13 protein-coding genes are annotated in these 11,829 nt (G+C 36.0%); 6 read left to right on the forward strand and 7 right to left on the reverse strand.

The features are described 5' to 3' along the window. Nucleotides 1-130 (forward strand): sugar transferase (locus ACIQ2S_RS07065; protein ID WP_396174401.1); only part of this gene is annotated, 130 nt, incomplete at its 5' end. Between the two features lie 16 nt (nt 131-146). Here ACIQ2S_RS07065 and ACIQ2S_RS07070 read toward each other — a convergent pair. Together ACIQ2S_RS07070 and ACIQ2S_RS07075 are read right to left on the reverse strand one after the other, a co-directional pair. After that, nucleotides 147-1,280, reverse strand: a complete 1,134-nt coding sequence (locus ACIQ2S_RS07070; RefSeq protein ID WP_396174375.1) for a DUF4105 domain-containing protein — start codon at nt 1,278-1,280, stop codon at nt 147-149. A gap of 277 nt (nt 1,281-1,557) precedes the next feature. After that, nucleotides 1,558-2,541 carry a PorV/PorQ family protein gene (locus ACIQ2S_RS07075; RefSeq protein WP_396174403.1) on the reverse strand — a complete coding sequence of 328 codons (984 nt, stop codon included), beginning with the start codon at nt 2,539-2,541 and terminating at the stop codon, nt 1,558-1,560. A 181-nt stretch (nt 2,542-2,722) separates the two neighbouring features. Here ACIQ2S_RS07075 and ACIQ2S_RS07080 point away from each other — a divergent pair, with 181 nt between their 5' ends. After that, complete coding sequence (locus tag ACIQ2S_RS07080) at nt 2,723-3,463, forward strand: CDP-alcohol phosphatidyltransferase family protein (protein ID WP_396174377.1); 741 nt, start codon at nt 2,723-2,725, stop codon at nt 3,461-3,463. Nucleotides 3,464-3,471: 8 nt separating this feature from the next. Further along, nucleotides 3,472-4,332 carry a glycoside hydrolase family 25 protein gene (locus ACIQ2S_RS07085; RefSeq protein ID WP_396174379.1) on the forward strand — a complete coding sequence of 287 codons (861 nt, stop codon included), beginning with the start codon at nt 3,472-3,474 and terminating at the stop codon, nt 4,330-4,332. Nucleotides 4,333-4,338: 6 nt separating this feature from the next. Here ACIQ2S_RS07085 and lptB read toward each other — a convergent pair whose 3' ends face one another. The 4 genes from lptB to ACIQ2S_RS07105 form a co-directional block, all read right to left on the reverse strand. Next, nucleotides 4,339-5,079 (reverse strand): LPS export ABC transporter ATP-binding protein, encoded by a 741-nt coding sequence (gene lptB / locus ACIQ2S_RS07090; protein WP_396174381.1) that lies wholly within the window; start codon nt 5,077-5,079, stop codon nt 4,339-4,341. Between the two features lie 103 nt (nt 5,080-5,182). Continuing rightward, on the reverse strand, nt 5,183-5,530 hold the full coding sequence (locus ACIQ2S_RS07095; protein WP_396174384.1) for a carboxymuconolactone decarboxylase family protein: 348 nt from the start codon (nt 5,528-5,530) through the stop codon (nt 5,183-5,185). A gap of 6 nt (nt 5,531-5,536) precedes the next feature. Next, nucleotides 5,537-6,361, reverse strand: a complete 825-nt coding sequence (gene tatC / locus ACIQ2S_RS07100; RefSeq protein WP_396174386.1) for a twin-arginine translocase subunit TatC — start codon at nt 6,359-6,361, stop codon at nt 5,537-5,539. After that, complete coding sequence (locus ACIQ2S_RS07105; RefSeq protein ID WP_396174389.1) at nt 6,361-7,326, reverse strand: SIS domain-containing protein; 966 nt, start codon at nt 7,324-7,326, stop codon at nt 6,361-6,363. Before ACIQ2S_RS07105 ends, tatC begins: the two co-directional genes overlap by 1 nt. Nucleotides 7,327-7,412: 86 nt before the next feature. Between ACIQ2S_RS07105 and recQ the strand changes: the two genes are divergently transcribed. Beyond that, a complete protein-coding gene (recQ, locus tag ACIQ2S_RS07110) occupies nt 7,413-9,608 on the forward strand; it encodes a DNA helicase RecQ (protein ID WP_396174392.1) in 2,196 nt (731 codons plus the stop codon). A 41-nt stretch (nt 9,609-9,649) separates the two neighbouring features. Here the strand turns inward: recQ and ACIQ2S_RS07115 are convergent, their stop codons facing one another. Next, the gene (locus ACIQ2S_RS07115; protein WP_396174394.1) at nt 9,650-9,889 is read right to left on the reverse strand and encodes a hypothetical protein; all 240 of its coding nucleotides are present in this window, start codon (nt 9,887-9,889) and stop codon (nt 9,650-9,652) included. Nucleotides 9,890-9,957: 68 nt separating this feature from the next. Between ACIQ2S_RS07115 and ACIQ2S_RS07120 the strand changes: the two genes are divergently transcribed. Together ACIQ2S_RS07120 and ACIQ2S_RS07125 are read left to right on the forward strand one after the other, a co-directional pair. Continuing rightward, nucleotides 9,958-11,481, forward strand: a complete 1,524-nt coding sequence (locus ACIQ2S_RS07120; RefSeq protein ID WP_396174396.1) for a T9SS type A sorting domain-containing protein — start codon at nt 9,958-9,960, stop codon at nt 11,479-11,481. 37 nt (nt 11,482-11,518) lie between these two features. Beyond that, nucleotides 11,519-11,829: DUF2891 family protein (locus ACIQ2S_RS07125; RefSeq protein ID WP_396174398.1), on the forward strand; the 311-nt coding region annotated here is incomplete at its 3' end.

Consider the following 11,829-nt stretch of genomic DNA (forward strand, 5'->3'; position numbering starts at 1 on the left):
AGATTCAATCCAAGATAGTTTGATTAAACTACAATATGATTTGTATTACATCAAGCATCGAAGTATTTTTCTTGATATTAATATAGTCATCAAAACAATCAGTACAGTTATATTCTACAGAGGTCAGTAGTTTTAAATAGACGGTTTTATTTAATAGATTTTTTCTCCCAACGATACAGACGAAACAAGATGAAACCATTTGTTACAATAAAAGGCAATAGGACTGTGAAATAGGATTGAAACGCCAAGTATAAAGTATAAATCAAAAGCAATACAGTATTTAATTTGATGAAAAAAACTACTTGTTTTGAATTTTTTCTAAGGATAGAAATAACCAAAGGAAGATAAAGCGGATTAAAAAGAAGTGCATTGTAATTCCATAAAACTTCGCGATGCAACGAATAAAGTCCCACTGCAATTAGAAATATCCCCAGTAAACCCGCAAGAGCAAAATAAGTGAGATAAACGAAACGGTTGTTGGCACCTAAAATAAGTAAAAGTGCAAACAAAAGCGTATAACTTGTGTTCCACCATACTCTTTTCAGTAGATTTTTGTCTTGTAAAAAATGGGTATGTGTGACCGTAACCAAAGGTTTTCCCTCCACTTGTAGTTTTGACAAACTAGCCATTAACTCATTTGGAAGAAACAATTGCTCTGCTTCAGCATCCGGACGCTTTCCAAAAATGATGTTAATGCCCAACTTTTCGTAATAAAGAGATTCTAAGAAGGGGTTGATAACCGCACGGTAACTGGGTTGATAAGGTTTGTTTTTGGTTATTTTTGTGCCTTTTAATACGTCATTTACTTTATCCATCACCATGGTCGTGCAGTTCTTATCAATGAATTTGTAACGGTATGAGCGTTCTTCGGTATATAGATTTTTATTTAAAGCTTCAAAAAGTTGTTGCTTTTGAGCAGGATTGAGGTTAAGCTCTTGTTCAAATACATCACGATTGTCTGATTGGTATTCGTATAGGAATTGTTGAAACGAACTTGTAGAAACATAGTAATCCAAATCACCTTTGACAAATTTTCCGTAAAAATTGGGTGTTGCAAAATCAAATGTTCCATAGTTAAAAACAACATCCAGTTGATGAACCGGGTCAGAAATTCGAAGTCCGGTATGACCAAAAATGGAATATAATTGGTCGCCACTTCCACAGGTAATTACTGATACTTTAGCTTGGTCAGAAAGTCTAATCCCTTGAGCGAATAGTGAATGAACACAAGAAAAGATAAGAAATAGAAAAATAAACAGTCTTTTTGTAAAATGAACCATATATGTCATATAAGTTTTAAATTACTGAATGAATTCGCTGTGCGGGTTTTTTTGCTAAGATAGGAAGGTTTTTTGAACGATTGAGGAAGTAAAGTGCAATAAGTTTTTGACCGCAAATTCGCAGATTACGTGGATTGCTAGGAGAGGTGGACTCAGATGAGAAGGCCATCTACTTTAAATTGAAAATCAGGTAATTACAGAACTTAAACCGCCTTAAACTTTGAAAGATATCCGCGAGTAAACCTCAGTACCTTAGTGCCTTAGAACCTTACAGCACCTACCTAAAAATTCCCAAATCAATCTTCAACGAAAAAATATTTGAATACAAAGCAGCACTTTGGTCGCCAATATCTGTCAAAGCATAATCCACTTGTATGCCTTTGTATTTAAATCCCAATCCAATATTAGGTTGGAAGCCAATGCGTTCGGAATTGTCAATTTCTCTCACGTTTTGAAAGTTTCCAACGCCGGCACGAAGATAAGCTAGTTCAAGAAAACCAAATTCAAAACCTAATGCCGGATCAATACTTACGGAACTAGTAGAAATGATGTCATTGGTTTGTGCAAAACGCATGTTCAAATTAGCAGAAGCAAGCAAGCTATAATCATAACGAATAATCCACTTGTGAGCCAAACCCATTTGAAGTTTTGGGAGTGTAATTTCTGAAGTTTCCGGTTTTTCTTGGTTTTGCCCAGGAATTGCATTGGCAATTTCCTCGTATTTTTCATCGTTGATTACCCAAACATTGTAAGTTGAAGTAATATCCCGAACCATGACACCATACTTCCAATTGTTGCGTTCGAATTGTAATCCAACATCGATACCGAATCCCCATGAATTAGCAAAATCTCCAATAATTCTTCGGATTACTTTGGCATTTACGCCATATTGCCAACCGGGAACTTGCAGACTCCGAGCATATGAGAAAGTAGCTGCATAATCAGCTGTTGAGAAAAGATTGATTCGACTATAGTCGATGTTTCCTTCGCTGTCAATTAATTGAGTAGTATCTAAGATATCATCTACACCAAAACGTATTAATGAAATTCCCCATGCACTGCGGTCGTCTATAGGCATTGCAAAAGCAGCATAATCATATTGAGCGATGTTGGCAAAGTAGCTTGCGTGCATCAAACTCATCTGACTGTCTTCTAAATGAACTAAACCTGCCGGATTCCAATAACCTGAGTTAACATCGTTTGTACTAGCGGTAACTGCATTTGACATTCCCAACGCAGCAGCATCTACTCCAATATTCATAAATTCATTGGAATATTTACGTACCGCTTGTCCATAGAAGGAACAGGTCCATAACCATAGCAAGACAAGAAGGGGTTTTTTCAAAGCAATTTCAATTTTTGCAAATATCTGATAAAAATATCAATTCAAAAACGTTTTAATTGCTGACTTATTGTATTAAATTTGTTTCAAACCATACACTATGCAAATAAAGCGTCACATTCCGAATATTATTACTTTACTGAACTTGTTCTCAGGTTGTATTGCCTTGCTTTTTGTTTCTTTACATAAGTATGAATACGTGTTTTTCTTTGTTTGTTTAGGAATCTTTTTGGATTTTTTTGACGGTTTTTTTGCCCGATTATTTCAAGTACAGAGTCCGCTTGGTTTACAATTGGACTCGTTAGCCGATATGGTAACCAGTGGTGTAGTGCCCGGATATGTCATGTTTCAACTCATTTTTGAGTATCAGGCAGTTGGATTTTTTACATCTGAGCCCTATTTTCCTTCGAATTATATTTTACCGCTTTTAGGTTTTGCCATCACCTTAGGATCCTGTTATCGCTTGGCGAAGTTTAATATTGATACACGTCAAACAGATTCTTTTATAGGATTGCCTACTCCCGCAAATGCATTGTTAATTTTGAGTTTACCATTGGTGATTGCAACTTCTTCGTCGGATTTTATCGTAAGTTCCTTGGTGAATCCGTATGTGTTGATCGGTATTTCCTTTTTAAGTGCTTACTTATTAAACGCTGAAATTCCACTCTTTTCTCTAAAAATCAAAAACTTTACTGTAGCCAAGTATAAAATTCAATTGATATTTCTGGTGCTGACTATTTTATTGCTGGTATTTTTTCATATTGCAGGAATTCCTCTAGTGATTTTGACTTATGTGCTCCTTTCTGTTATTCACAATAAAATGAACCGAATAACGGTTTAGCTGATTGTATGGCTACTAAACCTATTCGACGTAAATCTCCCATTCAAAAAAAACCTTCCCGCAAAACCGCGAGCAAGAGAAAATTCGTGCCATTAATCATTGGTTTTATTGTTGTACTCTTTTTTGCAATTACTATCTACCATTACAGGGATGCATTGGCCTATTACTTTAGCTTTCGCTCCCGACATGAATTGAAAGAAGCTGAATCTTCAAAAGTGGAAGAAGCACGAATTTTTCAAGTGTTGAAACGTCATCACCCAAAGGTTGCCGGTTTTGATGTTTCAGAATATCAGGGTACTATTCAATGGGATCAGGTAAAAACAGTAGAAGATACCTTTGCTTTGTCTTTTGTTTTTATTCGAGCTACCGCCGGGAAGAATCGTGTGGATAAAAAGTTTGCCACAAATTGGAAACAGGCTAAGGCAAACGGCTTGATTCGTGGAGCCTATCATTATTATCGACCCAATGAAAATTCAATTAAGCAAGCCGAACTTTTTATTAAAACAGTTCATTTGCTAAAAGGAGATTTCCCGCCGGTGTTAGATATTGAAAATTTACCCAAAACACAGTCGGTTGACAGTTTAAAAGTGGGTTTAAAACGTTGGTTAAAAAAAGTGGAGGACCATTATAAAGTCAAGCCTATTATCTATTCAGGTGAACGGTATTACAAGGATTTTTTAAAAGATGATTTTAAAGGGTATCCTTTTTGGATTGCCAATTACAATTTTTTTGTAGAAAATATAAAAGATGACTGGTTGTTTTGGCAATTTACAGAAAAGGGAACCATTCCGGGAATTGAAGGTCCGGTAGATTTAAATATTTACAACGGAACACCAAAAATGTTGAACTATCAAGTGAATTCTAAATAACCGAATTTAAAACTCCAATTTCTTTTTGCGAAGTTCAAAATTCTGACCTAAATAGACTTTCCGCACCATTTCATCGTTGGCTAAATCTTCAGGGATTCCTGCTTTTAAAATGCCGCCTTCAAACATTAAATAGGTTTTGTCAGTGATTGCCAATGTTTCTTGTACATTGTGATCGGTAATCAGAATGCCGATATTTTTATTTTTTAATTGAGCAACAATTCTTTGGATGTCTTCCACAGCAACAGGGTCAACACCTGCAAAAGGTTCGTCTAATAGTATAAATTTTGGATCGGTTGCCAAGGCTCTTGCAATCTCCGTTCGTCGTCTTTCACCACCGGAAAGCAAATCGCCACGGTTGGTGCGAATATGTTGCAATCCGAATTCATCAATCAAACTTTCCATTTTTGCTTCTTGTTCTTTTTTGGAAAGTTTTGTCAATTGCAATACACTGAGGATATTGTCTTCAATACTTAGTTTTCTAAATACGGATGCCTCTTGAGCCAAATAGCCAATACCGTTTTGAGCTCTTTTGTACATAGGATAATCAGTTATCTCTAAATTATCCAAAAAGATTTTGCCACTGTTAGGTTTAACTAAACCAACAATCATATAAAAAGAAGTAGTTTTTCCAGCACCATTTGGTCCTAAAAGCCCAACAATTTCTCCTTGGTTTACTTCCACAGATACGCCTTTTACAACACTTCTGCCTTTATAAGTTTTAACGATATTTTCGGCTCTTAATTTCATTTTTCTAAGGTGCTAAGGTTCTAAGGTGCTGAGGACCTAAGGTTTTGAGTTGCAAATAAACAAATTAATCTTTTATGTTGGAAACCGTTAACAGTAGTTTGTGTTATTGTTGGGTTTCCAATGCTTCCCAAAATTCATAAGCTCTTCGCAAATGAGGAATCACAATGGTGCCGCCTACCAAAGTGGCAATTCCCATCGTTTCCATCATTTCTTCTTTGGTTACACCTTCTTTGAAACTGGTTTCTAAATGATACTTGATGCAGTCATCACATCGCAATACTGTGGATGCAACTAAACCTAGTAGCTCTTTGGTTTTCACATCCAAAGCTCCTTCGGCATAGGCATTGGTGTCTAAATTGAATATTCGCTTCACAATTTTATTATTGTCAGCTAATAATTTTTCATTCATTTTCGAACGGTAGTCGTTGAATTCTTGTACGATATCTGACATGTTTTTTTATTTAGAAGTTGATTCCATTAATTCTTTTTTACCCACTACAGCACTGATTAAAATACTGATTTCGTAAAGTGCCATGATAGGGATTGTTACGATTATCTGGCTGATAACATCCGGAGGTGTGATGATTGCTGCGACGATTAGTACTATAACCAACGCATATTTTCTGTATTTTCTCAAAAAACTTGCCGATACGAGTCCCATTTTCGTTAGGAAATAAATGATGATTGGCAATTCAAATAATAAGCCACAAGCAATGGTAGATGTTTTGATCATACTGGTGTAGGATTCTAAATTGAATTCGTTGACAATTTCCGGACTCGCATTAAATGAACCGAAAAAGTAAACTGAAAGTGGCGTAATAATGAAATAGCCAAATAAAACACCCAAGAAAAAAAGCAGGGAGGATACTATAACAAAAGCACCAGCATATTTTTTTTCTTTAGCATAAAGAGCTGGACTAATGAATTTCCATACTTCCCACAAGATGTAAGGAAAACCAATGATAAAACCGGCAGTGATACAAGTCCATATTAAAAACGACACTTGTCCGCCCATACTTGTGTTTTGGATGATGAACGGCATTTTAGCATCACAAATTTCTACATCTTCTAAACCAAAGCTTTGTGATATAGAACAAAAAAAGCGATAGGTTATGAAGTTAGGATCTTTGGGGCCGAATAATATTTTTTCGAAAATAAAGTCACTGATAAAAAAAGATAACGAAGCGAGTACTAAAATAGCAATCGTACTTCGAACTAGCAACCATCGCAGTTCTTCCAAATGGTCAAGAAAAGACATTTCTTTTGGAGCTTTTTCTGCCATTAGATTATTCCCTCTTTTAAAATATCGTGTAAATGGATCACACCTTTGTAAGTTCCTTCATCTGCAACAATCAATTGAGTAATCGAGAAATCTTCCATTATATTCAAGGCATCAGCCACCATTGCATCAGAAGCAATCATTTTTGGATTCACCGTCATGATGTCCTTTGCCTGAATGCCTGCAATAGAATCTGTTTTGCTTAACATGCGTCGGATATCACCATCGGTAATGATACCAATAATTTTATCATTTTCTTCTACGGCTGTCACACCTAAACGTTTTTCTGAAATTTCAAAGATGGTACTTCGAATGTCTGCATTTCGAGCAACAGTTGGCTTTCTAGTTTCGTCTAACATATCTTTTACGCGAAGCAATAATTTTTTGCCTAATGCACCGCCGGGATGGTATTTGGCAAAATCTTCGCTTTTAAAGCCCCTTATTTCCATTAAACAAACGGCCAAACAATCACCCATTACTAATTGGGCAGTGGTGCTATTTGTGGGAGCTAAATTATTCGGACAAGCTTCGGTGTCAACTGTTGTGTCTAAAACAAAGTTTGAATTTTTTGCTAAAAAGGAGGTTAGATTTCCTGTCATTGCAATTAATGTATTGCCAAACTTATTCAAGATTGGTACTAACACTTTAATTTCGGGACTATTGCCACTTTTTGAAATACAAATCACCACATCGTCCGGTTGCACCATCCCTAAATCGCCATGAATAGCTTCAGAAGCATGTAAAAACAAAGATGGTGTTCCCGTTGAATTTAAAGTGGCAACAATTTTTTGTGCGATTATGGCACTCTTTCCAATTCCTGTTACAACTAGTCTACCCTTTGACTGAAAGATGATTTCGACTGTTTTTACAAAATCATCGGTTAATAAATCCGCCAATTTTGCAATAGCTTGACTTTCAGATTTGATGGTTTTTTTTGCAAGTAATAAAATTGATTCTTTTGCTATCAAAATAGAATAATTATAAAATTTGTATGAATAAAAGAAAGTTGTATATTTATGGTTGCAAATTTAATTAAAATACCCAAAAGATTAGAATGAAAGGCAACGAAATTGATATTCATAAAGAATTAAAGAAGTATTTCGGATTTGGTCAGTTTAAAGGACTTCAAGAACAAGTGATTACAAGCATTCTTAAAGGGGAGAATACTTTTGTGATTATGCCTACAGGTGGTGGGAAGTCATTGTGTTACCAATTACCCGCGTTGACGCAACCAGGAACAGCAATTGTAGTGTCGCCTCTAATTGCTTTGATGAAAAATCAAGTAGATGCAATTCGCAGTGTTTCTTCAGAAGATGGTATTGCTCACGTGTTAAATTCTTCACTTACGAAGACGGAAATTACAAAAGTTAAAAAAGATATAGTTTCAGGTATTACTAAATTATTGTATGTTGCACCCGAATCCCTAGCAAAAGAGGAATACGTTGATTTTTTAAAAACGGTTCCTATTTCATTTATTGCGATCGATGAAGCCCATTGTATTTCAGAATGGGGTCATGATTTTAGACCTGAGTATCGAAATTTAAAAACCATTATCGGTCATCTGGGAAATGTACCGGTAATCGGACTTACAGCCACTGCCACTCCAAAAGTGCAAGAAGACATTCTCAAAAATTTGGATATGTCCGATGCCAATACTTTCAAAGCATCGTTTAATCGACCTAATTTATATTATGAAGTACGTCCGAAGACCAAAAATGTAGAGTCAGATATCATCAAATTCATCAAACAGCATAAAGGCAAGTCGGGAATCATTTATTGCTTGAGTCGCAAGAAAGTGGAAGAAATTGCCCAAGTATTGCAAGTCAACGGTATCAGTGCCGTAGCCTATCATGCAGGTTTAGATGCAAAGACAAGAGCCAAGCACCAAGATATGTTCCTGATGGAGGATGTAGATGTAGTAGTTGCAACCATCGCTTTTGGAATGGGTATCGACAAACCGGATGTTCGTTTTGTGATTCACCATGACATTCCTAAATCGCTAGAAAGTTATTATCAAGAAACCGGACGTGCCGGACGTGATGGAGGAGAAGGACATTGTTTGGCCTATTACTCTTATAAAGATGTTGAAAAACTCGAAAAATTTATGTCGGGTAAACCGGTCGCAGAACAAGAAATCGGTTTTGCCCTATTGCAAGAAGTAGTTGCCTATGCCGAAACATCAATGTCACGTAGGAAATTTTTACTCCATTATTTTGGTGAAGAATTTGACAGCGAAACCGGTGAAGGTGCAGATATGGACGACAATGTTCGCAGTCCAAAAGCCAAAACAGAAGCAAAAGACAATGTAGTGAAAGTGCTTCAGGTAGTTCGTGATACGAAACATCTGTATAAATCGAAAGAAATTGTTTTTACCTTAATGGGTAAAATCAACGCAGTTATAAAAGCTCATAGAACGGATAGTCAACCCTTTTTTGGATGCGGGAAAGATCAGGATGAACGCTATTGGATGGCCTTAATTCGTCAGGTTTTAGTAGATGGTTTGTTGACAAAGGATATAGAGACCTATGGAATATTAAAGTTGTCTCCTAATGGTGCAAATTTTATTAAGAATCCGACCTCTTTTATGATGACCGCTGATCATGAGTACAGCGAAGAAGAAGACGAAGCCATTATTACAGCCTCCAAAGCAACCGGAACAGCCGATGAAGTATTAATGGCAATGTTGAAAGATTTGCGTAAAAAAGAAGCCAAAAAGATAGGCGTTCCACCGTTTGTTGTTTTTCAAGACCCATCTTTGGAAGATATGGCGTTGAAATATCCCATCTCTATTGATGAATTGAGTAATGTTCATGGAGTAGGCGAAGGTAAAGCTAAGAAATACGGAAAGCCGTTTGTTGAATTAATTGCGAGATATGTGGAAGAAAATGATATTATCCGCCCGGATGATTTAGTTGTAAAATCTACAGGAGCGAACTCTGCTAATAAATTATATATTATTCAAAATATTGACCGAAAATTGTCTCTGGAAGACATTGCAAAAGCCAAAGGATTTACGATGGATGCTTTGTTAAAGGAAATGGAAATAATTGTCTATTCAGGTACCAAATTGAATATCAACTATTGGATTGATGAAATCTTGGATGAAGACCAACAAGAAGAAATACACGACTATTTTATGGATTCACATTCCGATAGAATTGAAGACGCTTTGAAAGAATTTGATGGCGATTATGACATTGAAGAACTTCGTTTAATGCGGATTAAGTTTATTAGTGAAGTGGCAAATTAGTGTTTTGTTGGTTGCGAGTTACGGGTTACGTGTTGTGAGGTTTAGTCGGGGTAGATTTCGCCACGGTGTGGTTTTAGTGCATCGCGTACTGTAATCATGTTTTCATCGGTAACCACCATAAAAGCTATAGCGTAAAATTCACTGTAAACTTCAAAGCCCGTAATGTTAAGCGGTAATTTTTCGATAACGATGAATTCTTTTAAATGAATTTCATGATGTTCGGCTGTTTTTGCGGCTGTTGGCCCTCTAAAATCCCAAATTAGTTTTATTTTTCTGGACATTATTTTTTTTAAGAGCGGGTTAAACGTTTGTTTTTTTGTTTACATTTACTTGCACAAATATACAGACTATGAAAAATATTTACACTTTATTTCTTTTCATTTCGGCAATTAGTGGGTTTTCTCAGGCCAATTATTCCGCAGCACCGATTCCTTTTCAAACATTTACTGGTCAGTTACCTGTTCAAGGAACGAGTGATGATTACAATTCAAGTGTAATTGCACTGCCTTTTACTTTTGATTTTTATGGCACCAACTATGATCAAATTATTGTTTGTACCAATGGATACATTGATTTTAGAACTAACTTAGCTAGTACTATTTCTCCTTGGAGTTTTTCTTCAACTATTCCCAATGTTGATTTTCCGGTTAAAAATTCAATTTTGGGTTGTTACCATGATTTGAATAACACGGATGGTCAAGGAACTATTACCTATGGGATTTATGGTACCGCACCGTATCGAAAATTTGTGGTAATTTTTCACAACAATTCACATTTCGGTTGTAATGCAACTGTGAAGAGCAGTTTTCAAATGATTCTTCATGAAACATCCAATAACATAGAGGTACAATTAGTAGACAAACAAGTTTGTTTTACATGGAACAATGGAAGAGCGGTTACAGGTTTAATTGATTTGTCAGGAGCAAATGCTATTGCAGCCCCAGGAAGAAATACCGGAAGTTGGAGTGCCTATCACGAAGGATGGCGTTTTTATCGTTCCGGTTATTTTGTGAATTATAACTATGTGCTTTGCCAAGGAAGTACTGCCGGATTTGGCACTTTTAATCTTAATTTAATCAAACAAGCTTTTTCACCAGCAAATCCTTCGGGTGTAACTTTATATGAAACGATGGCGGATGCTTCAACCGGAGTAAATGCACTTGCAGGTGCTACCTATCAAAACATCACTCAGAATAGTCAACAACTTTATGCAACTTTTAATGGAGTTATTCGTATGGTAAACTTATCCGCGGTTGATTGTTCGATTGATGTAGACAACGATACAGTTGCCACTTCAGAAGAGGATGAGAATGCCGATGGGAATTTGGCAAATGATGATACCGATTTTGATGGTATCCCCAATTATTTAGATAATGATGATGATGGCGATTTGATACTGACTAATCTGGAATATGTATTTGCCAGAGGAGAATCACAGTCCATTCAATCCATTTTGGATACTGATGGTGATGGGATTCCAAACTATTTGGATAATGACGATGATGGTGATGGCGTTCTTACCTTTTTAGAAGATTACAACGGAAATGGAAACCCACTTGATGACGATTTGAATGCAAACGGCACTGCTGATTTTCTGGATCCTTTGGTAACTTTATCTACGGTAAGTTTTGAAACACTTGATGGAATTTCAATTTATCCAAATCCGGCTACTACTGAGTTAACGATAAAAAATGTAACGGATTTTGAGGTGCAATCCGTTCGACTTTATACAGTAAATGGCGTATTGATTCAATCAATTGTTGGGTCAAAAGCATTGGAGCCAATTTCAGTTACTGATTTACCTAGTGGTATTTATTTTCTTACTGTAGAAGCCAATAATCATCTGCAAAACTTCAAATTTGTAAAAAAATAGTATTCCATCCTACATGCATTATTTTAAAATTCTTTTTTTGTTTGTTGTCAGTTCTTGTTTTTCGCAAGAATTGACACTGGCTCAAGCCAATCATTTAGCCAGTTTGCCTTTAAAATGTCTGCAACAGGAATATCCTAACAAATTAGGCCAATTACTTTTGGATTCCACAGAAATTCAATCACCGAAACAATTGCATCCTGCCTTTTATGGTTGTTTTGATTGGCATTCGTCGGTTCATGGCCATTGGAGTTTGGTTTATTTATTGAAGAGATTCCCAAATTTAATGGAAAGAAATCAATTAATTGAAAAGCTAAAAACTAATTTATCTCAAAAAAATATTCAGGCTGA

Source organism: Flavobacterium sp., assembly GCF_044371705.1.
In the GTDB taxonomy this organism is placed as follows: domain Bacteria; phylum Bacteroidota; class Bacteroidia; order Flavobacteriales; family Flavobacteriaceae; genus Flavobacterium.

Bases quoted from the DNA above. Each gene is read 5' to 3' on its own strand.
- ACIQ2S_RS07085 (WP_396174379.1), top strand. From the start codon at position 3,472: ATGGCTACTAAACCTATTCGACGTAAATCTCCCATTCAAAAAAAACCT.
- recQ (WP_396174392.1), top strand. From the start codon at position 7,413: ATGAAAGGCAACGAAATTGATATTCATAAAGAATTAAAGAAGTATTTC.
- tatC (WP_396174386.1), bottom strand. From the start codon at position 6,361: ATGGCAGAAAAAGCTCCAAAAGAAATGTCTTTTCTTGACCATTTGGAA.
- ACIQ2S_RS07095 (WP_396174384.1), bottom strand. From the start codon at position 5,530: ATGTCAGATATCGTACAAGAATTCAACGACTACCGTTCGAAAATGAAT.
- ACIQ2S_RS07080 (WP_396174377.1), top strand. From the start codon at position 2,723: ATGCAAATAAAGCGTCACATTCCGAATATTATTACTTTACTGAACTTG.
- ACIQ2S_RS07120 (WP_396174396.1), top strand. From the start codon at position 9,958: ATGAAAAATATTTACACTTTATTTCTTTTCATTTCGGCAATTAGTGGG.
- ACIQ2S_RS07070 (WP_396174375.1), bottom strand. From the start codon at position 1,280: ATGGTTCATTTTACAAAAAGACTGTTTATTTTTCTATTTCTTATCTTT.
- lptB (WP_396174381.1), bottom strand. From the start codon at position 5,079: ATGAAATTAAGAGCCGAAAATATCGTTAAAACTTATAAAGGCAGAAGT.
- ACIQ2S_RS07075 (WP_396174403.1), bottom strand. From the start codon at position 2,541: ATGAATATTGGAGTAGATGCTGCTGCGTTGGGAATGTCAAATGCAGTT.
- ACIQ2S_RS07115 (WP_396174394.1), bottom strand. From the start codon at position 9,889: ATGTCCAGAAAAATAAAACTAATTTGGGATTTTAGAGGGCCAACAGCC.